Origin of the sequence: Kitasatospora sp. NPDC127035 (assembly GCF_042726075.1) — a bacterium.
Lineage (GTDB): Bacteria > Actinomycetota > Actinomycetes > Streptomycetales > Streptomycetaceae > Kitasatospora.
In genome coordinates, this window is sequence record NZ_JBHXDN010000065.1 from 1 (window position 1) to 19,356 (window position 19,356).

Annotated in this window: 20 protein-coding genes and 1 pseudogene; 9 read left to right on the top strand and 12 right to left on the bottom strand. The window is 71.8% G+C overall.

Translation table 11 applies throughout. From position 1 onward, the window contains the following. The 3 genes from ACFWIC_RS32325 to ACFWIC_RS32335 all read left to right on the top strand — a co-directional run. Positions 1 to 199 (top strand): hypothetical protein (locus ACFWIC_RS32325; protein WP_380520681.1); only part of this gene is annotated, 199 nt, incomplete at its 5' end. 44 nt (positions 200 to 243) lie between these two features. Next, entirely contained in the window at positions 244 to 534 is a 291-nt protein-coding gene (locus tag ACFWIC_RS32330) for a transposase (RefSeq protein WP_380520679.1), read from the top strand. An 8-nt stretch (positions 535 to 542) separates the two neighbouring features. Next, positions 543 to 1,073, top strand: coding sequence for a transposase (locus ACFWIC_RS32335; RefSeq protein ID WP_380520648.1), 531 nt, complete (start codon positions 543 to 545; stop codon positions 1,071 to 1,073). A 508-nt stretch (positions 1,074 to 1,581) separates the two neighbouring features. Here ACFWIC_RS32335 and ACFWIC_RS32340 read toward each other — a convergent pair. From ACFWIC_RS32340 to ACFWIC_RS32350, 3 genes and pseudogenes are all read right to left on the bottom strand, one after another. Next, positions 1,582 to 2,525: pseudogene (locus ACFWIC_RS32340) on the bottom strand (IS5 family transposase). A gap of 54 nt (positions 2,526 to 2,579) precedes the next feature. Next, on the bottom strand, positions 2,580 to 3,773 hold the full coding sequence (locus ACFWIC_RS32345) for a serine hydrolase domain-containing protein (protein WP_380520649.1): 1,194 nt from the start codon (positions 3,771 to 3,773) through the stop codon (positions 2,580 to 2,582). 172 nt (positions 3,774 to 3,945) lie between these two features. Then, positions 3,946 to 4,326 carry a winged helix-turn-helix transcriptional regulator gene (locus tag ACFWIC_RS32350; RefSeq protein ID WP_380520650.1) on the bottom strand — a complete coding sequence of 127 codons (381 nt, stop codon included), beginning with the start codon at positions 4,324 to 4,326 and terminating at the stop codon, positions 3,946 to 3,948. Between the two features lie 141 nt (positions 4,327 to 4,467). On the opposite strand from ACFWIC_RS32350, the gene ACFWIC_RS32355 reads away from it, so the two are divergent. Next, a complete protein-coding gene (locus tag ACFWIC_RS32355) occupies positions 4,468 to 4,875 on the top strand; it encodes a RidA family protein (RefSeq protein ID WP_329875971.1) in 408 nt (135 codons plus the stop codon). Positions 4,876 to 5,071: 196 nt separating this feature from the next. On the opposite strand, the gene ACFWIC_RS32360 is transcribed toward ACFWIC_RS32355, so the two are convergent. From ACFWIC_RS32360 to ACFWIC_RS32375, 4 genes are all read right to left on the bottom strand, one after another. Continuing rightward, entirely contained in the window at positions 5,072 to 5,404 is a 333-nt protein-coding gene (locus ACFWIC_RS32360) for a hypothetical protein (protein WP_355404867.1), read from the bottom strand. A gap of 115 nt (positions 5,405 to 5,519) precedes the next feature. Then, on the bottom strand, positions 5,520 to 5,810 hold the full coding sequence (locus ACFWIC_RS32365; protein ID WP_380520651.1) for a hypothetical protein: 291 nt from the start codon (positions 5,808 to 5,810) through the stop codon (positions 5,520 to 5,522). A gap of 155 nt (positions 5,811 to 5,965) precedes the next feature. Next, positions 5,966 to 6,568, bottom strand: coding sequence for a response regulator transcription factor (locus tag ACFWIC_RS32370; RefSeq protein ID WP_329875976.1), 603 nt, complete (start codon positions 6,566 to 6,568; stop codon positions 5,966 to 5,968). Next, positions 6,565 to 7,767 carry a sensor histidine kinase gene (locus ACFWIC_RS32375; RefSeq protein ID WP_380520652.1) on the bottom strand — a complete coding sequence of 401 codons (1,203 nt, stop codon included), beginning with the start codon at positions 7,765 to 7,767 and terminating at the stop codon, positions 6,565 to 6,567. The genes ACFWIC_RS32370 and ACFWIC_RS32375 overlap by 4 nt, the downstream gene beginning before the upstream one ends. A 483-nt stretch (positions 7,768 to 8,250) precedes the next feature. On the opposite strand from ACFWIC_RS32375, the gene ACFWIC_RS32380 reads away from it, so the two are divergent. After that, complete coding sequence (locus ACFWIC_RS32380) at positions 8,251 to 8,889, top strand: hypothetical protein (RefSeq protein WP_380354846.1); 639 nt, start codon at positions 8,251 to 8,253, stop codon at positions 8,887 to 8,889. 32 nt (positions 8,890 to 8,921) lie between these two features. Further along, a complete protein-coding gene (locus ACFWIC_RS32385) occupies positions 8,922 to 9,539 on the top strand; it encodes an RICIN domain-containing protein (protein WP_380520653.1) in 618 nt (205 codons plus the stop codon). A gap of 239 nt (positions 9,540 to 9,778) precedes the next feature. Here ACFWIC_RS32385 and ACFWIC_RS32390 read toward each other — a convergent pair whose 3' ends face one another. Both ACFWIC_RS32390 and ACFWIC_RS32395 read right to left on the bottom strand, forming a co-directional pair. Further along, a complete protein-coding gene (locus tag ACFWIC_RS32390) occupies positions 9,779 to 13,384 on the bottom strand; it encodes a tetratricopeptide repeat protein (protein ID WP_380520654.1) in 3,606 nt (1,201 codons plus the stop codon). Between the two features lie 418 nt (positions 13,385 to 13,802). Further along, positions 13,803 to 15,035, bottom strand: a complete 1,233-nt coding sequence (locus ACFWIC_RS32395) for a serine hydrolase domain-containing protein (protein ID WP_380354891.1) — start codon at positions 15,033 to 15,035, stop codon at positions 13,803 to 13,805. Between the two features lie 172 nt (positions 15,036 to 15,207). On the opposite strand from ACFWIC_RS32395, the gene ACFWIC_RS32400 reads away from it, so the two are divergent. Together ACFWIC_RS32400 and ACFWIC_RS32405 are read left to right on the top strand one after the other, a co-directional pair. Continuing rightward, positions 15,208 to 15,354 (top strand): hypothetical protein, encoded by a 147-nt coding sequence (locus tag ACFWIC_RS32400; RefSeq protein WP_380520655.1) that lies wholly within the window; start codon positions 15,208 to 15,210, stop codon positions 15,352 to 15,354. 4 nt (positions 15,355 to 15,358) lie between these two features. Next, positions 15,359 to 16,135, top strand: coding sequence for a MerR family transcriptional regulator (locus ACFWIC_RS32405; protein WP_380520656.1), 777 nt, complete (start codon positions 15,359 to 15,361; stop codon positions 16,133 to 16,135). 206 nt (positions 16,136 to 16,341) lie between these two features. Here ACFWIC_RS32405 and ACFWIC_RS32410 read toward each other — a convergent pair whose 3' ends face one another. The 3 genes from ACFWIC_RS32410 to ACFWIC_RS32420 all read right to left on the bottom strand — a co-directional run bounded on the left by ACFWIC_RS32410 (position 16,342) and on the right by ACFWIC_RS32420 (position 18,235). Beyond that, on the bottom strand, positions 16,342 to 17,088 hold the full coding sequence (locus ACFWIC_RS32410; RefSeq protein WP_380354836.1) for a phosphotransferase family protein: 747 nt from the start codon (positions 17,086 to 17,088) through the stop codon (positions 16,342 to 16,344). A gap of 136 nt (positions 17,089 to 17,224) precedes the next feature. After that, on the bottom strand, positions 17,225 to 17,599 hold the full coding sequence (locus ACFWIC_RS32415) for a hypothetical protein (protein WP_380520657.1): 375 nt from the start codon (positions 17,597 to 17,599) through the stop codon (positions 17,225 to 17,227). Between the two features lie 180 nt (positions 17,600 to 17,779). After that, on the bottom strand, positions 17,780 to 18,235 hold the full coding sequence (locus ACFWIC_RS32420) for a MerR family transcriptional regulator (RefSeq protein WP_380354831.1): 456 nt from the start codon (positions 18,233 to 18,235) through the stop codon (positions 17,780 to 17,782). Positions 18,236 to 18,328: 93 nt separating this feature from the next. On the opposite strand from ACFWIC_RS32420, the gene ACFWIC_RS32425 reads away from it, so the two are divergent. Further along, complete coding sequence (locus ACFWIC_RS32425; RefSeq protein ID WP_380354829.1) at positions 18,329 to 19,156, top strand: oxidoreductase; 828 nt, start codon at positions 18,329 to 18,331, stop codon at positions 19,154 to 19,156. The last annotated feature ends 200 nt before the right edge of the window (positions 19,157 to 19,356 follow it).

A 19,356-nucleotide genomic window follows, 5' to 3' on the forward strand; every position in this document is an offset into this window, starting at 1 on the left:
CAGGGCGATCACCAGCACCCTCCTGGCCCAGCTGCTGGGCGTCACCCGCACCAACCTCTCCAACCAGTTCCAGGACGGCCACCGCCTACTGGACCTGCACCGCATCGCCGTCACACCGCTGCCCGGGTCGCCCGCCCGCACCCTGGAACAGCTCCGAGCCCTTCTGTCCGAGCCCGCCGACAAGGAAGATCAACTCTGACAGTTATTCAGAAACAAGTCCTGGGGAAGGTCGGCAGCTGCCAGATCGGCGTCAGCGTCCACGCGGTCTCCGACACCGCCTCGTGCCCGCTGTCCTGGCGGCTGTTCCTGCCCGAGTCCTGGGACGGGCCGGAGGCCGCCGGACGGCGCGAGGCCTGCCGGATCCCCGAGGACGAACACCACCGCCCGAAGTGGCAGCTCGCGTTGGACATGCTGGACGAGCTCGCCGGCACCGGACTGCGGCCCGCCGCGCTGGTCGCGGATGCCGGCTACGGTGCGAATGCCGACTTCCGGCACGGTCTGGGGACCGCCGCCTGGCCTACGTGCTCCAGGTGAAGGGCGAGATGACCGCACATGGCGAGAGCGCCGAACCCCACCGGCCGCCCTACGGCGGCCTGGGGCCACGGCCGCTGCCGCGCTACCGCACCCGGCCGCTTCCCCTGCGCGAGCACGTGCTGGCCGCGGGACGCCGATCCGGGCGGTCCGTGACCTGGCGCAAGGGCTCCAGAGCCGCGATGAGCTCGCACTTCGTGCTCCTGCGCATCCGGCTGGCAGGGCGGCGCCCCAGGCCCGCCGAAGACGGCACGATCCCGCTGACCTGGCTGATCGCGCAGTGGCCGGAGGGCGAGGCGGAGCCGGTCCGGTACTGGATCTCGAACCTGCCCGCCGACATCCCCACCAGGGACCTGGTCAGGCTCGCGAAGTCACGATGGCGGATCGAACACGACTACCGGGAACTGACGACCCGCCTCGGGCTGGACCACTTCGAAGGCCGCTCGTTCACCGGCTGGCACCGCCACGTCACCCTCGTCAGTGCCGCCCACCTGTTCCTCACCGAACAGCGCACCCACCCAAAAGTCCCTGCCAGGGCCTGACGCTCCACCAGGTCCTGGACCTCCTCCAACACCTCATCGCCACCTGGACCGGCACCTGCCCCACCTGCCGACAACCCACCCCATGGCAGACCTACGACACCACCTAACAAAGCACTACTAGGAACTGTCCGGCCGATCTTGATGAGTGGCCCGTGGTTGTCGTTGCCGTACGATCGCCGCAACCGAAGGGGAGGGTATGGAGGACGTCTTCGATCTGAGCGGAAGGCCGCCGCGGGGTTGGATGCACGCCCTCTTCGATGGCGGGCCCTACGGGGAGGACGTCGGCCGGTGTGTTCCAGGTCCGCCCGCACCCGAGGCCATTGCAGTGCCGCTCTCCGGGGGCGATGAGCACGTGTACCGACTCTGGGCGGTCGGCTCGTGGTCAAATCCGGATGACCCCATCGCGGTCTACAACGACACCGGCCCGGTGCCTGCTCCGCCGTTGTCGGCGTTGGAAAGGTCCTGGCTCAACCGCCGCGCGGGCCGATAGCTGCAGGCTGCCGGACGGTCATGTGCGAAGCCAGATGACCAGGGCCGCCACGGTGACGGTGCCGAGGAACACATACCCGCGCTTGTCATATCGGGTCGCGACGGCTCAGGAGTTCTTCAGCTTGTTGATGGCCCGTTCGACGGTGTTGCGCTTCTTGTACCGCTCCTCGTCGAAGCAGGGCGGCCGTCCGCCTCGTGATCCTTTGCGCAGGCGGGCGGCCTGGCTATCGGTCTTCTCCGGGATCGTGCGCCGGACGCCCCGCTGCCGCAGGTACTGACGGCATGGGCCGTTGCTGTAGGCCTTGTCAGCCGCGACGCTGTCCGGCTTCTTGCGGGGCCTACCCGGCCCGATCCGGGGGACCCGGATCTTCTCCAGTACAGGCACGAACTGGTTGCGGTCGGCCCACTGCCCCGGCGTGAGGATCAAGGACAGCGGGCGGCAGCGGCCGTCAGCACTGAGGTGGATCTTGTTGGTGAAGCCGCCTCGCGAGCGGCCCAGGCCCTCGCCTCCAGCACCACCTCCACCAGCTGGCCGACGAGGCTCTGCCACGGACTTTCGCGCTGGTGTTCCACCATCTCCTCCCCCTTTGAGTAGGCAAGAGCCGGCGGCGGGTCGGTACGGGCACCAGCCGCGTGCTGGTGTGCGCGCACGGCGGTGGAGTCGACCGAGATCTCCCAGTCGATCTCACCGGCCGCGTCGGCCTCGGCCTGAACCTGTTGCAGCAGACGTTCCCACGTGCCGTCGGCAGACCAGAGCCGATGACGCTCGTAGACCGTCTCCCACGGCCCGAACCGTTCAGGCAGGTCACGCCAGTGAACCCCGGTCCGTACCCAATGCAGGATCCCGTCGATCACCTGCCGGTGATCACGCCACCGTCCGCACCGACCGTTGCTCACCGGAATAAATGGCCGAAGCCGCTCCCACTCGGCATCCGACAGATCACCGCGCTCTCCCCGCCCCATACCTAGAACAACGATCAGTTCATCCGGCGGTCACATGATCGGCCGGGGCAGTTCCTAGTCGGCCAGCAGCGCGCACACGAAGTCCTCCTCTACGGCGCGCAGGTGGGCCAGCAGGTCCGGGTTGACCCGCTGGTTCACCTGGCTGGTGACGGAGACGGTGAGGCTGCGGCGCCCGTCCGGGGTGCCCGCGCCGAACTGCGTGTAGCCCGCGGTGTTGCCCGTGTGCCCGAGCACGACGCCGCAGCGGGTGGTGTACTCGAAGATCGCCAGCCCGGAACGGTTGGCGCCCGGGCCGGCCGGCTCGGAGGCGCCCTCGATGAAGGCCCGCTGCCGCTGCCGGGTCTCGTCGCTGATCAGCGGGCCGCCCGCGTACCCGGCCGCGAACGTGTTGAAGTCCCTCGGAGTGGACACCAGGCCGCCCGAGGCCCAGGCGCCCGAGGCGCCGAACTGCGTGCTGACGTCCTCCGGCGGGTCGGGCGGCTGGACGGCGTAGCCGTGCAGGTAGGGCTCGGGCAGCTCGTACCCGGAGGGGAGGCTGGTCTGCGTGAGCCCCAGCGGCCGGTAGACCTGGGAGGCCAGCAGGTCCTCGTAGCGCTGCCCGGTCGCGGCCTCGGCCATCAGGGCGACGGCGATGTTGTCGGAGTTGGAGTACTGGTAGCGGGAGCCGGGGGTGAACTCCAGGTCCTCGTCGGCGACGAAGTCCAGCAGGTGCTGGGAGTCGAACACGTGGTGCGGGTCGGCGATGATCAGGTCGACGAAGCCCTGCGCCATGCTGTAGTCCGGCAGCCCGCTGGTGTGGTGGAGAAGCTGACGAAGCGTCACCGCGCCCCAGTCGCCCGGCAGCGAGGGCAGCCGGTCGGCGATCGTGTCGTCCAGTCCGAGGAGCCCGCAGTCGACCAGGCGCAGCGCGACCGCGCCGCTGAACGCCTTCGCCGCGCTGGCCAGCCGCATGTGGTCGGTGGAGCGGGGCGGGCGGCCGGTGCCGACCTCGGCCACTCCGGCCCGGAGCACCCGCACGTGCCCGTCCTCGCGCAGTACGGCGATGGCGCCGGGCGGGCCGTCCGGACGGTCGACCAGCTCTTGCAGGCGGGCCCGAAGCTCGCGGTCGTCGCCGCGGGGCTCCGCCGCGGCGGGCGCGGCCGGTGCCAGGGCCATCGAGGCGGCGAGCAGTGCGGTGACCGCGTGCCCGGGACGGCGGCTGGGCCGCGGTCGGGCGGTGAGCGGCGAACGGCGGGAGCGCAGTGGCACGGCGGGGCCTCCGGAGGGCGTCGCGGCGACGGGAACGCCCGCCGCTCTGGCCGGAGAGGGATCACCCGTTCGCGGGCCGGGGAAACGGTCGGGCCCCTGCCGTGACCCGCCCGGCCGAGTCGTACCGGCCGAGCGGCCGCAGGCCGCGCGACGGCGACCGGCAGGTCGCGCGTCAGCCGGCGGAGCGGTGCCGGGCGGCTTCGATGTGTCCGAGGTAGCGGTGGGTCCAGTCGCACAGCCCGTCGATCGTCACTCGCAGGGCCTGGCCCGGCTCGGTGAGGGTGTACTCGACCCGTGGCGGCACGACGGGGTGCACCGTCCGCTCGACCAGGCCGTTGCGCTCCAGCATGCGCAGGTTCTGGGTGAGCATCTTGTGACTGATCCCCTCGACCGTGTCCCGCAGCTCACCGAAGCGCAGGGTGCGCTCCCCGAGGGACTCGATGATCAGGAGCGCCCATTTGTTGGCGACGTCCGAGAAGATCTCCCGCGCCAGGGAGTCGGCCCGCCGCAGGTCTGCGTTGTCGGTCGAGCCCGTGAACTGCTTGGTCACCATGAGGTTCCTCAGTCACCGAAAAGTGCGTTCTTCCATGTCAGCGCACACTCTCCTACCGTTCCCAAGTAACCACAAGAGAGCGGACGCATCGTGGCTCGACGGCCTCGGACCGCGGGCGCCCCTGGCGAGGGAGACAGCAGCATGGCCATCACCCTGGTGAACCCCGGTGGACTGCCGGAGATCGACGTCTACCGGCAGGTGTCGATCGCGACCGGCTCGAAGCTCGTCTTCGTCGCCGGACAGGTCGCGTGGGACGCCGACGGGGTCACGGTCGGCGACGGCGACCTCGCCGTTCAGGTCGAGCGGTGCTACCTCAACATCGGCACGGCCCTGGCCGGGGTCGGTGCTTCCTTCGACGACGTGGCGAAGCTGACGGTCTACGTCGTCGACTGGACCCCCGACAAGATGCCCCTGCTCCTGGAAGGGATCGCCCGGGCGGCCGCGAAGCTGGGCGTCACGCCCGTGCCGCCGGGCACGCTGCTGGGTGTCGCGGCGCTGGACGTCCCCGAGCATCTGGTCGAGATCGAGGCCACGGCCGTCATCGACTGATCGGGCGCTTCCGAACCGCCGGACGTGTGCGGATCGTTGTCGGGTGCGGAGCGGTCGGACGGGGCACCGGTCCCGGCGGCGGGGCGGGGGACCGGTACGGCGCGCCGCCCCGGCACCAGGCCCGGGAGCGGTCACGAACGCACGGCCGAGGGCGCGGAGGCGAGCCCGGCGGAGAACGCCTTCGGTGCCCGGCCTGCTACGGGACGGCGATCTGCTCGGTCCTGTTCGCCCCGATCACCTCGATTCCCCTGGTCCCCAGGATGCCGTCCAGCGGCAGGGAGACCGTGTACGGGGTGGTGGCGGGGAGCCCGATGCCGGGCAGCGAGCCGATGACCTCGATGCCCCAGTACTCCGGACGCTCGATGTAGACCAGCGGCGAGAGACGAACCGTCATGTTCACGTAGGGCATGACGCCGTTGACGACCAGGATGAAGGTGCCCGGAACGATCCCCGGGACGGCCTTCGCCTCGTCGAAGTCGATGATGCGCACGGACTCCGGCGTCGGCAGATCCGCGTAGTTCTTCACCATGGTCGGTCCTCTCGTCGCTGTGACGTCACCAGTCACTTCGTCGACGCAGACTAGTGGACATTCGTCTACGAACCGCATGTCCAACACGCCCGCGGACCTGGCAGCGGAACGCGGCTCAGCCCGGCTGCGCGGCAGCCTCCTCGTCGGCGGCCTCGCGGACCATCTCCTCGTACCGCGCTTCGGCCTCCTCGCGGGTGTCGGCCTCCTCGACGTAGCGGGAGTACGGCCCGAACCGGGCGGCGCCGTAGACGATGACGCCCTGTCCGGCGTCGTAGCTGATCAGCTCGATCCACAGGTCGTCGGACACGTCCGTACGGAGCAGGGTGGTCTCGAACCCGTCGTTGAGGAGTTCCTCGACGTGCTCGTAGTGGGGGAAGTCATCGGGGTGGGCGAAGATCAGGCGCACAGGGTCTCTCAGGGGTCGGGCGGTCGACGGCGCGCGCGGCCTCGCCCGGCAGGCGGGGACACGTGCAGGCCGGGAACGCGGGCCGCGCTCCCGGTGCCACCGTAGTCACCCGCACCGACAGCACGTCGCATCGGACGGAGGCACCCCGCACGCGCTCAGATCCACCCCTCCTCCCAGGCACGGCGGGCCGCTTCGTGGCGGGTGCGGACGGCGAGTTTGGTGATGGCACCGGAGAGGTAGTTGCGGACGGTGCCGGGAGCGAGATGGTGCTCCGTGGCGAGGGCGCTGATGGCCTGGCCGTGGTGGACGGCGCGCAGCACGTCCAGTTCGCGGGGGGTGAGGGGGCAGGGGGTTTCGGTGAGGGCGTGGGTGGCGAGCTGGTGGTCGATGTAGCGGCCGCCGTCGTGGACGTCGCGCAGGATCGCGGCCAGGCGGGTGGCGGGGGTGGTCTTGGGGACGAAGCCGTGGATGCCCGCGGCCAGAGCGCGGCGCAGCACCCCGGGCCGGGCGTGGCGGGTGACGAGGACGGTGGGGACGGGGCGGTGGCGGTGGATGGCCTGGGCGGCGGAGATGCCGTCGAGGTGGGGCATCTCCAGGTCCAGGAGAGCGATGTCGATCGGGTGGCGGGTGGCGGCTTCGACCGCTGTGGGGCCGTCAGGGGCCTGGGCGACGACGGTGAGGTCGGGTTCGAGACCGAGGAGCGCGGCGAGGGCGCCGCGGGTGAGGTCCTCGTCGTCGGCGAGCAGGATGCGGATCACTCGGGGGTCTCCCGGTGGCTGTGGCCGGTCAGTTCGAAGTGGCCGTCGGGCTGGGTGGCGATGCGTACGTACCCGCCGATGGCGTGGAAGCGTTCCTGCAGTCCGGCCAGGCCGCTGCCGGGCTCCGCCGGGCGTGAGGGGGCTCCGTCGTTGCGCAGCAGGACGCGGGCCCGGCCCGGGCCGGCGGTGATGGTGATGCGGCAGTGGCGGGCGCGGCTGTGGCGGAGGATGTTGGTGACGCCCTCGCGGACCAGGGCGGCGAAGGCCGGCTGGAGCTGGTGGGGGATGCGTGCGGCGTCGCCGTCGATGGTGGTGGTGATCCCGGCGGCCTCCAGGATTCCCGCGGCGTTGGCCAGTTCGGTACTCAGGCTGGCTCGCCGGTAGCCGTGGACGACGGCCCGGGACTCCTCGAGTGCGCTGCGGGCCAGTTCGGAGATCTCCCGGACCTGTGTGCGTGCCTCGTGGTCGCTGCGGCCGATCAGCCGCTCGGCCAGCTCGCTCTTGAGCGTGATGACCTGGAGCCTGTGGCCCTGGAGGTCGTGCAGATCGGCGGCGAACCGCAGCCTCTCCTCGGCCACGGCGAGGGTGGCCGTGGTCTCGCGGAGGTGTTCGGCCTCCAGTACCGCCCGCCACAGCCGGACCAGCATCAACTCCACCCCGGCGATGAACAGCACCATCCCCGCGCCGGTCGCCGCCGGCACCCCGGGCAGTAGTTCGGGGTGGTCGTGACGCCACTGCGCCACTGCCTCGCCCAGCACCGCGCAGCCCACCGCGACCGCCGTCAGCAGCCGGCGGCGCGCCCGGGCGGGCAGGGACAGGGCCAGCGCCGCCGCCATGGCCCCTGGCAGCATGGCCCAGTCGAGGGCGGTGTACGGGCGGTCCGCCATCTCGCCCCACATCGCGATCGCCGCGGCCAGCAGCAGGAAGCTCCACCGCCCTCCGGCGGTCGCGGAGCCGTGGAGGGGGGCCCGGCCCGCGCGGCCGACGGGGACCGCCCGGCGGATGAGACGCGTGTGCTGGACCGCGACGGCGATCAGCACCGGAGCAGCCATGACCTGGGTCCTGGTGCCCAGGTTGAACGCGAGGTCGTTCGCGGCCAGCAGCAGCCAGAGGGGGCCCAGGGCGAGCAGCGTCCAGCAGGTCAGGCGGCCCAGCCGCCCCGGCTCGGCCGTCCTGGGCCCCGCAGGTGAGATGATCATTTCCGGTCAGCCTAGAGTCCGCCGTCGCCGTCTGTCTGTGGCCGAACCAGCCAAACGTCATGACAGTTGTCACCGGCCGACCATGACACGGCCCGCCCGGCTCGTGGCATCGGACACTACCGGCGCCCGGTGCGCCACGACGAGACTTTTCCTCACCCGGACCGCGGAGGTCCACGGTCCGGGCGCGTACCGACCGCCGGCCGGTACGGACCCCGACCCCGGTTCCTGTCCCGCGCATGCGATCTCCGAGGAACCGATCCTGACCAGGGTCCTCAAGCTTCTGGACACAGAGGCCCGCCTCACGCAGAGCGCCGCTGCCGTCGTGTGCCTCACCACGGCAGCGGCACTGCTGCGAGGCCCGAAGCATCGCCAAGGACGCATACGCACGCGCATGACCTTCCTGCCCCTGTACGAGGCGTGTGCGCGCACTCGTCGTCGCGCGCACGTCTCATCCCTGTTTCCGCGACCGCTGGAGAAACACAGATGACCACCACCCGCAAGGCGCGCCTGCGCACCGTCGCCGCCTCGGCCACCACCGCCGTCGCGGTGGGCCTGCTGGGCCTGGGCACCGCTCCCGCCGCCCATGCCGACCCCCTCCCGACCCTTTGCAACCCCGCCGTGGACCACGCCACCACGGAGCCCTTGAACCTGCAAGTCACGCCCCTCGTCACCGACTTCCTCATCTACAACGTCACCGCGGGCACCACCGGACAGCACAGCGACACCCTGAGCCGGGTCAGCTCGGTGACCACCACCGTCGACAACAGGACCGAGATCACCGCCAGCGCGAGCGCGCTGTTCGCCAAGGTCGAGGTCAAGATCGGCTTCTCGGTCCAGAAGACCACCTCCAGCACCACCACCCAGACCGTCAGCGACACCTGGAACCTCGTTTCGCCCGGACGGTACGGCCTCTACCGTGGGACCCGCGTCGTCACCGGCCAGTACGTCAACCGCATCTGCGCCCAGACCGGCCCCACCACCGGCATCTGGGTCACCACCTCGTCGAGCCCCGGGACCTTCACCACCTACGAGTCCCCGGAGATCGGCTCGGTCGGCTGCGCCCCCGTCCAACCGGCCGGCACCGTGCGCCGGGCGGCCCAACTCCTCATCAGCAGCTGCTGACCGTGCCCACCGACCTGACGACGGAGGACCTCGTGACGAACCCACTGCGCCACCCCACCACCCGCCGGGGCACGGTGCTGCGCGCCCTCGGCGCCGCCGCCCTCGCCTCACTGGCCGGCCTCACCCTGCTCGCCGGCCCCGCGTCGGCCGCGCCCCGGGGTCCGGCGTCGAGCGAGTGGCACGGCTACGTCTGCGACGACGGCTACTACCGGATCAAGACGCCCTTCGGACAGCTCGTGGAGAGGAACCAGGCCAGCCCCTGGGGGCAGGCCGTTCAGAGCCCCGACAGCGGTGGCTACCACCAGCAGTGGAAGATGTGCCACTACAACGCCGACAACCAGATCTTCATCTTCCGCAGTCGGCAGAACGAGAACACCTGCCTGGGCGTCTGGAAGCAGAACCCGAACGACACGACCGAGGGACTGGCCGACGGCGCCAACTTCAACGTGTTCGACTGCTCGGGGTGGATCTACCTCAACCAGCTCTTCACACTGGTCCACACCTCGCCCGGCTCCAGCGAGGTACTTCTCCGGATCGCGCACAGCGGGAGCTTCGCCACCGTCGCCGACCCGGCCGGCTCCGCCGGTTCGCCCGTGGCCCAGTACTCCTACCGGGCAACCGTCTTCACCCTGGAGCACCTTGCCGGCTGACGGCCCCACACCACCCGGGGGCCCGGCCCGCACAGCCGGCCCCCGGGCCCCACCCGTGGCCCGTTAGCCCCGGTCACGGGGTCGAGGTGATGACGACGGCGGCGGCGGATTCGCGTGATCGTCGCAACGCCGCCGGTCTCGTCGCTGACCGAGTGGTGACGGTGGCATCAGCGGGCGACGGCCGACAGGTCGCTCCGACCGGCGGGAGTGCTGCCCCGAGCGTGTGCTGTTCCTCTGCGCTACGGTTCGAGTCCTTCGAGCCACTCGGCCACGTCCAGGGACTGTTGCAGAGCGATTTCGAAGCGGGCGGGGTAGACCTGAGCGAGGCTTCGGCGGATGGCGACGGCTTCTCGGACGGCGGCCAGGCCTTCTTCGCGGCGGCCCGCACCCCCCAGTTCGACGGAGAGGTTGTTGAGGGTCAGGGCGAGGTTGGGTCGGTGGGCGCTCGGGTCGGCCGCCACGAGGGTGCGGTAGTGGGCGGCGGCTTCTTCGATCGCGGCCAGGCCTTCGTCCCGCCGGCCCGCACCCCCCAGTTCGACGGAGAGGTTGTTGAGGGCCATCGCCAGGTCGGGTAGGTAGGCGCTCGGGTCGGCCGCCACGAGGGTGCGGTAGTGGCCGGTGGCTTCCTCGATCGCGGCCAGCGCTTCGGCCCGCCGGCCCGCACCACCCAGCTGGGTGGAGAGGTTGTTGAGGGCCTTGGCGAGGTTGGGGCGGTGGGCGTCGGGGTTGGCCGTTGCGAGGGTGCGGAAGTGGCCGGTGGCCTCAGCGGCGGCGGCCAGGCCTTCGTCCTGTCGGCCGACGTCGCCCAGCCTGGTGGAGAGGTTGACGAGGGTCAGGGCCAAGTTGGGTCGGTAGGCGTCGGGGTTGGCGGTCGCGAGGGTGCGGTAGTGGCCGGTGGCTTCTTCGATCGCGGCCAGCCCTTCGTCCCACCGACCCACCTCGCCCAACTGGATGGAGAGGTTGTTGAGGGCCATCGCCAGGTCGGGTCGGTGGGCGCTCGGGTTGGCGGTTGCGAGGGTGCGGTAGCGGGCGGTGGCTTCCTCGATCGCGGCCAGCCCTTCGTTCCACCGACCTGCACCGCCCAACCGGACGGAGAGGTTGGTGAGGGCCATGGCGAGGTCGGGCAGGTGGGCGCCCGGGTTGCTGCTGGTGAGGGCACGGTAGTGGCCGACGGCCTCCGCAGCGACGGTCAGTCCCTCGCTTCCGCGCCCGACCTCGCCCAGCCCGACCGAGAGGTTGGTGAGGGATTTGGCGAGGTCGGGCAGGTGGGCGTCGGGATTCGTCGCGACCAGCGTGCGGCGGATGACGGTGGCCTCAGCGGCGGCGGCCAGCCCTTCGTTCCGTCGGCCCACGGCTCCCAGCCGGGCGGAGAGGTTGTTGAGCGCCTTGGCGAGGTCGGGCAGGTGGGCACCGGGGTCGGCCGCTTCCAGGGTGCGGTAGTGGGCGGTGGCCTCAGCGGCGGCTGCCAGCCCTTCGTCCCGTCGGCCCACGTCCGCCAGCCGGACGGAGAGGTTGGTGAGGGCCATCGCCAGGTCGGGTCGGTGGGCGCTCGGGTCGGCCGCTGCGAGGGTGCGGTAGTGGGCGGTGGCTTCCTCGATCGCGGCCAGCCCAGCGTCCAGCCGGCCCGCACCACCCAGTTCGACGGAGAGGTTGTTGAGGGCCATGGCGAGGTTGGTCAGGTGGGCACCGGGGTCGGCCGTCGCGAGGGTGCGGTAGTGGTCGGTGGCTTCCTCGATCGCGGTGAGGCCCTCGTCCCGCCGGCCCACCTCTGCCAGCCGGACGGAGAGGTTGTTGAGGGTCATGGCGAGGTCGGGGAGGTGGACGCCGGGGTCCGTTGCCGCCAGGGTGCGGTGGTGTTCGACGAGTTCGTGGCAGAGGCGGGCCGCGGTGGAGGCAAGACGCTGGCTGGCGTGGGGGAGTAGGCCGTAGAGCCCGGCGAGACGGTGGGGTGGGGTGCTGGAATCACCGGTGAGGGCGTCGAGGGCGGCGATCAGGGGCCCCGGGTGGTCGGTGCGGATGGCGGTGGTGACGATGTGTCGGGCCATCTGCCGGTCGTGGCGCAGACAGAGATCGGTGAGGTGGTTCTCAAGGCGCCGGTGGAAGACGGGGTGGGCGGCGGCGCGGCTGTAGACGGTGAGGAGCTGTACGGCCCGGCCTTCGTCGGCGTCGGTGAGGAGGTGGTCGGCGAGACCGGGGTCGGTGTCGAGGGTGCGGCCGATGTGGCGCTCGACGAGGCGGTCGGGCTGCAGTGATCCCCAGGGCGGCCCGCCGGGGGCGGCGTCGGCGGGGTAGAGGGTGGCGAGCCAGGCGGTGACCTGGTCGCGGCGGTCGCGGGGCTGGTCGGCGAGTGCCGGGAGTCGTCGCCAGAGCCGGTCGGCGTGTTCGCGGTCGGCGGCGCCGACGAGGTGGGCGGCGGCGAGTGCGGTCTTCAGGGTTGCCGTGCTCAAGGCGGGGCTGAGGCCACGGGCGGTGGCGCTGTCGCGCCAGTACCGGCTCTCGTGGCCGAGCAGCCGGTCCTCGACGTCCTGTGCACGCCCGTGTGTCCCGCCGTTTCCCGCCGGTCCGGGTCCGCCGATTCGGGGTTCGGGCCCGGTGGCGTCGAGGAGGTCGGCGAGGGCGGTCATGTGGAGGGTGAGGGCGTTGCCGTAGGCATCGTGGCCGAGGTGCCGGGGCACGGGCAGGGATTCGGAGGCCGCGGTCCAGTCGTGTCCGGCGAGGCCGTGGACGAGGGGGAGGGCCGTGGCGAGGGCGTGGACGGCTTCGCGGTAGTGGCCGGCCCGCCGGCCGGGGTCGTCTTCGAGGGGGGTGAGGCGGTGGGTGCGGGCCGTGGCGAGGTGGTCCTCGGCCTGGCGGGTGGCGGTGGTGGCCTGTTGCCACCAGTCGCCGGCGGTCCGGGCGAGCAGGAGCAGCCTGAGGGGGCTGGTCCCCGGGTGTTCGGCGGCGGCTTCGATCAGGGCCCCGAGCTGCTCGGGGCGGGTCTCGGCGTAGTCGAGGACGACCAGCACCGGCTTCGCCGCCCGCCGCACGTCCAGCAGCTGGGCTGTCGTGGCGGCGGCCCGCGGCCACAGCACCGCCCAGCCGTCGGCAGTCAGCAGATGGGCGAGGTGGTGGGCGAGGCGGGTCTTGCCCTGACCGCCCGGACCGTGCAGCAGCCACACTCCGAACCCGCCCAGCGCGCACCACGCGGTCATCTCGGCGAGCAGGTCCTCGCGGCCGTGGAAGGGAACGGTCTGCCGCCCGGCCTCCAGCAGCGCCGCCGGTGTCGCAGGAACGGGCCGGCCGGCAGGAGAATCGGCGCGGTCGGTGAGGTCCTGGAACTCCACCGGCTCCAGACCCCCGACCGGGCCGGCACCGTGCTCGGCCAGGGCGGCGCGGAACGCCGGGTCGTGGTGGAGGACGTAGGCCGGGACGACGTTCAGCCGGCCGTGGGCGGAGTGGTTCCGATCCGCGGCCACGACGCCGGTCAGGTGGCGGTCGCAGAACATCGCGGCGCCGGACAGGCCGCCCCACGGCGACGTCCCGCCGCCGCGCCACCCGGACACGGGCGTGCGCAGGTCCATGACGTACTGGTTACCGACGAAGCCACTGCCCGGGTTCACCTCCCCGCGTAGCTGAGAGGCCTCGATCGGACGGCCGTGGCGCTGGGCCTCGTCCGGTACGCCCCAGGTCTCGCACCGCGCGCCAGGGCGTCTGGTGACCGTGCGCCCCCACCGGACGGGCGCGGTCGGCGGCTGCCAGTGCTCGGAGTCGTCGACCAGGACCAGTGCGGCGTCGTCACGCTCCTTCGGTGTGCCGGCCCACACCACGCGCCCGCCCGCGCTGCCGGTACCGCCCGGGTGGAACACCTCCACCCTCGTGCCGACAGGTCCGGTGACGTGGGCGGAGGTCAGGACGAGCCGGCCACCGACCGCGTATCCCGACCCCGACCCCGACCCCGATCCGTGACCGGGCCCCCTCGGCCCGGTCACGGCGGCCACCCGTTCCTCTTCCACCCCGACCGAACCCGTCCTGTGTACCTGACGCACGGTCACGCCGATGCGAACACCGTAGGACCCCGGGCCGGGCTCCCGCAGCTGATCCGCCGAGCCCGTGGCCGCTGCGGGGAGCGGCACGACGGGTTCGGCTCCGGCCGGGGCGGACGCTCAGTACGGCGTCGGCCCAGGTGCCGTCCCCCGGGCACGAGTGCGATCTGCGGGGCGGGCGGTGCGACGAAGCCGTCCCGTCGCCCGTCCCGTCGCTCGTCCCGCAGGCCGCTCGGGATCCTCAGGAGGAATCGGTGGCCTGGTAGAGGGTGGTCCAGAAGTCGTGGATGAGCCGCGCCGAGTCCGGGGTAGACATCCCGACCTGGGTGAGCAGGATTCCGGTGAGCCGGTCGTCCGGGTCGGCGTGGACGGTGGTGCCCGTACCGCCGTCCCAGCCGAACTGACCGACGGGTGCGTAGTCGCTGCGGTGGGTGCGCACCGCCATCCCGAAACCCCAGCCGCCCTGCTGCCCCTGGCCGACCGTCATGTGGGCGATGCTCCGGTACATGGCGTCCCGGGAGGCCTGCTGCCCGGGTGTGAGGCGGTTGGTGGTCATCAGCTCGACGGCGGACCGGGACAGGACCCGTTCGCTGCCGTGCACCCCGTGATCGAGCAGCATCCGGAAGTAGGCGTGGTAGTCGTCGACGGTGGAGACCAGCCCGCCGCCGGCACCTTGGAAGACCGGGGGCCGGCTGGACCGTCCGCCCTCCGCCTCGTCCCAGACGTGGAACTCCCCGGTCTGCGGGTCGGGCCCGTACAGGGGCGGCAGCCGGTCGATCTTCTCGGCGGGCACGTGGAAGGCGGTGTCCTTCATCCCGAGCGGTTCGAGGACGCGTTCGCGCAGGAACGTCTCCAACGGCCGACCCGTGACCCTGGAGACCAGCACGCCGAGTACCTCGTTGCCGAGGTCGTACTGCCACCGCTCTCCGGGCTGGTACGACAGCGGCAGTTCCCCGAGGCGGCGCATCCACTCGTCCGGGTCCGGTGCCGGGCCGGACGCCACGCTGTAGTCGAGGCGTTCGAAGGTGGCGGCCCGGATCGGGGACTCCAGCAGATCGAAGTCCAGTCCGAGCCCGAACGTGGAGGTCAGCAGATCCCGTACGGTGATCGGCCGCCGCGCGGGCACGGTGTCCTCCAGCGGGCCGTCGGGCCGCTTCAGGACCCGGCGGTCGGCGAGCTCGGGGAGCCACGGGTCCACCGGCTCGTCCAGCCGAAGCCGGCACTCGTCGAGCAGGATCATCGCTGCCGCCGTCGTGACCGGCTTGGAGGTGGACGCCATCCGGAAGATCGTGTCCCGGCGCATCGGCGCGCCCCCGTCGTGCCGCATGGTCCCGAGCGCTTCGACGTGCGTCCGGCCGTCGCGGCTGACCAGGGCGACGAGTCCGGGAATCCTCCCGGACTCGACGTGCCGCGCCAGCACGTCGTGCAGCCGGCGCAGCCCTGCCTCGGAGAAGCCGCTGTCGTCCCTTGCCATCATGAATCCCCTTGTCCACGGTGTGCGATTCCACGGCGGCCCCGGTGGCTGCCCGGCCCCTTCGTGGCGGCCTTGGAAGGAGCGTGCACCTTGACCCAAGGTCAAGGTCAACGCGACACCGAGGGGGCGGGCGGGAGACGAGCGGGAGTGGACGCGCGCTACCCTCGCCTCTGTGATCATCCGCAACCCCCAGCTCGCAGTGAGCGCGAAGGCCGCCTGCGGCCACCGCTCGACCGTGCCCGAGGACGTCCGCGCCGACGCGGCTCGCGAGGGCGCGGCGCGCGGGGACACGGCCGCCCACGATCTGCGGGTGCGTTGAGCCGATGGCAGGCGGGCTCACGATCGGTCAGGCAGCGGCGTTCGTCGGCGTCACGATCAAGACCGTGCGGCACTACCACCGGCTCGGCCTGGTCGCCGAGCCGGAACGTGACGGTTCCGGCTACCGGCGTTACGGGTCGGCCGACCTCCTCCGGCTGGTCCAGGCCCGGACCCTGGCCGGAGCGGGCGTCCCGCTGGCCGAGATCGGCGAGCTGCTCGATGCCGATCCCGAGCGGTTCGCCGCCGCCCTGGACGATGTCCACCGTCGGCTCACCGCACAGGTCGAGGACCTGATCGCGCGACGCGACACGCTGCACCGGCTCGCCCACGGCGACCGCGCCCTCCTGCCCGACCGGGCCTGCGCGGTCCTGGACCGGCTCGCCGCCCTCGGTTTCGGCCCCGACTACGTCGCCACGCAACGGGAGGCCCTGGTGCTGGCCCGGGCGCTGGCCCCGGAGGTCTTCGACACCTTCCTGACCAGGCTCGAACACGGACTGGGCGATCCCGAGTTCGTCGAACTGACCAAGCGCGGCCTGGAGGTGGCGTCCTGGCACCCCGACGACCCGCGGATCGAGGAGCTGGCGACCTCGCTGGCCGACAAGCTGCTGGCCGGCCGCGCGCTGCTGGAGGTGCCGGCGGGCTCCCGGCGCCGGTCCGACGCCTCCGCCCGGTACGGACTGATCAACCACCACCGGGAGGATCAGGAGCCGGCCATCGCCCGGCTGAACACCCTGGTCGAGGCGCACCTGCGCGCCGCCGGCATCGAAATCCCGCACCAGTGACGGCCGACCGGTAGGACTGACACCGCGGGAGGTACGCCGTACCCCTCCGCCTCCGGACCTGGTCGGCTGCCGGACGGCCGGCCCCGGTGCGACGGCGCCCCGCTCCACGTCGGCGCCCGGCGTCGTCAGTACGGGCAGGCGATGCGCCCCCCGGGGGGCCTGCGCATGCGTCGGAACGCCTGCGCAGTAGTCGGGTCCGCGCCGCCTCACATCCGGGATCTCAGCACGTCGACCTCACATCCCGGCGCGAACGGGTCGAAGCCGTGCTCGATCAGCCAGCGAACCACCAGCAGGCTTCGCAACGACCACCACGCGTGGATCACGTCGAGGTCGACGTCGGTGCCGTAGCCGGCGACGACGTCGTCGAGGTGCTCCTCGTGTCCGAGCGTGAAGGTGGCGAGGTCGTACAGGGCATCACCCTGGCCCGCCTCGGACCAGTCGATGATACCCGTGACCTCGTCGCCGTCGACGAAGACGTGCGCGATCTGCAGGTCGCCGTGCGTGAACGCCGCAGTCCACGGCCGGAGCGCGGCCTCGGCGACCTGGCGGTTGCGGGTGACCAGGTCAGCGGACAGGAGACCCTTCGTCACGAGCAGCTCGCACTCGTCGTCGAGTTCGGCCGCCAGCGCGGCGGTGCCGCGGCCGGCCCGGCCGGGCCAGGGCGGCAGCGGTGCGTCGTGCAGCTTCCGGATGGCGGCGCCCGCCGCGGCCCACGCCGCCGACGACCCGGTCGACGGCCCACCGAGGCGCCCGAGCGTCGTCCCCGGGAGCGCGGCGATCGCGAGGACGGGCGGTTTGCGCCACAGGACCTCGGGGGTCGGAACCGGCGCGAGGGACATCGCCTCGACCTCGACGTCGACGCGCGCCTGATCGGCGTCCACCTTCAGGAACACGTCGCCGACGCGCAGGGTGGCGCGCTCGGGATGGGCGACAACGACTTTGACCTCATCCATGGGCGACCAGTATCCCGGGGACGATCGCCGACGTCGCCAGGTTTGTCGCGTGCGACGACGCGGCCGACCAGGTCCTGCTACCCGGCGGCCTCGCGCACGACACCGACCGCTGACCGGCTCAGGCCCACCACCTCTGTCAGGAGCCCTGAGCGCGGCCGAAGAGGCCCTTCCTCCTCGGAGCGGCCACGGGCGCGGGCTCGGTCTCGGCCACCACCTCGACGAGGTTGCCCAGGGTGACCCGGAACGTTCTCCTCTGGTGCCCCTGCGTGACCTCCACCAGCCAGGACCGGTCCGTCAACTGGTAGATACGCCGCCCGTGGTGCGGGTTCCAGTGGTCTCCCAGCCAGCCCCCGGGCCGGAAGGTCCGGGCGGTCTCCACGGCCGCCTCCCGGGCCCGCTCGAAGGTACCCGCCTCCTCCTGGCGGCCGAGCCGCCAGGAGGTACCGCCGTCGTCGGTCCTGCCCTCGTAGCTCTCCTCGACCAACACGAACCATCTGCCGTCGACCGTCATGCCCGGTCCCACCCCCTTGATCAACGTCGAACCTAGTGTCCTGACCACGCAGGAGGCCACTCAACCGCCTGCCCGGATGGTCCCGGCGAACCATTCCTCCCAGGGCACCGGCGATCGCGTTCCCGATCGGCCCGGGCTTCCCCGCCCGGTCCGACGCCAGGGCCCGGCGGGGAAGATCGCTCAGGAGGGTGCGACCTCACGGAGCCGATCCACCGGTTCCGAGCAGGCCCCGGCATCCGGGTGGGACGGGTTCCAGAGCCGGTCGGCTTCGCCCCGGGCGACATGCTCCTCGTAGATCCGCACCTTGTGCCGCATCACGTCCAGGGTCTCCTGCAGCTCCCGGACCTGGGCCTCCACGTGGTCCTGGTGCCGGCGCAGCAGTTCGAGCCGTTCGTGCTCGTTGCCCGTGCCCTGGCGGACCAGCTCGATGTACTGCCGGATCATCGCCAGCGACATGCCGGAGGAACGCAGCTTCGTGCAGATCGCCAGCCATCCCAGATCCTCCTCGTGATAGATCCGGCGGCCGTTGGACAGACGGCGTACCGGATTGGCGAACAGGCCCTCCCGCTCGTAGAACCGCAACGCGTGCACGCTCAGCCCACTGCGCTGCGCCACCTCACCGATGCTCAGGTCCATGAGCGCCCCCTCACCCAGCTGTTGATCTAGACCCGACTCTAGGGTCTAGCGTCGAGCCGTCGGCCCGTCGGGTCGACGGAACAGGGGAGAAGCATGAGTATCTGGTTTGTCACCGGGGCATCGCGGGGGCTCGGCGCGGAGATCACCCGCGAGGCACTGGACCGGGGACACCGCGTGATCGCTACAGCGAGGGACGTGTCGGCGGTGCTCGATGCGTACCCGCACCAGCCGGACGGACTGCTGGCGGTGAACGCGGACGTGACCGAACCGGAGCAGCTGACGGCCGCTGTGGAGGCCGGGCTCGCCCGGTTCGGCCGGATCGACGTCGTGGCCAACAACGCCGGGTACGGACTCGTCGGCGCGATCGAGGAGACCTCGGACCAGGCCGCTCGGGCACTGTTCGACGTCAACGTGTTCGGCGTGCTCAACACGCTGCGGGCGACCCTGCCGACGTTGCGCGCCCAGCGATCCGGACATGTCCTGAACATCAGCTCCGTGGCCGGCTTCGCCACCGCGCCGGCGACGGGCCTCTACGGCGCGTCGAAGTTCGCCCTCGAAGGCATCTCCGAAGCACTCCACGGCGAACTCGCCCCCCTCGGAGTCCGCGTCACGATCATCGAGCCGGGCGGCTTTCGCACGGACTTCCTGGGCAGCGCCAGCCTCCGGATCGAGCCGGCCACCATCGCCGACTACAGCACCGCCGCGGGACCGGTGCGCGAGGCACTGGTCCACAACGACGGCCGGCAGCCGGGCGACCCGGCGAAGGCCGCCAGAGCCGTCGTGGACGTCACCGAGACCGCCGAGCCTCCGCTGCGCCTGCAGCTGGGCGCAGACGCGGTCGAGCGTGTCGAGGCGAAACTGGATCTTGTACGGCGTGAACTCGACCAGTGGCGCCACGTAGCACTCTCCACCTCCGTCTGACGGACGAGCGGTCGCCCCGGCCGCCGCCCGCTCGACGGCCGAGCCCGGTCGGTTGAGCGCCCGGGGCTTCCCCCTCTACCGGTCCCCACGATGCCGGACGGTGGACGCGCGAGGCCCTCGCCCGGCGCCCTCCCAGGGGCGCCTGGCGAGGGCCGTTCCGCTGTCGGACGGCCGCGTGCCGTCGGAGCCCTCCGCCAGAC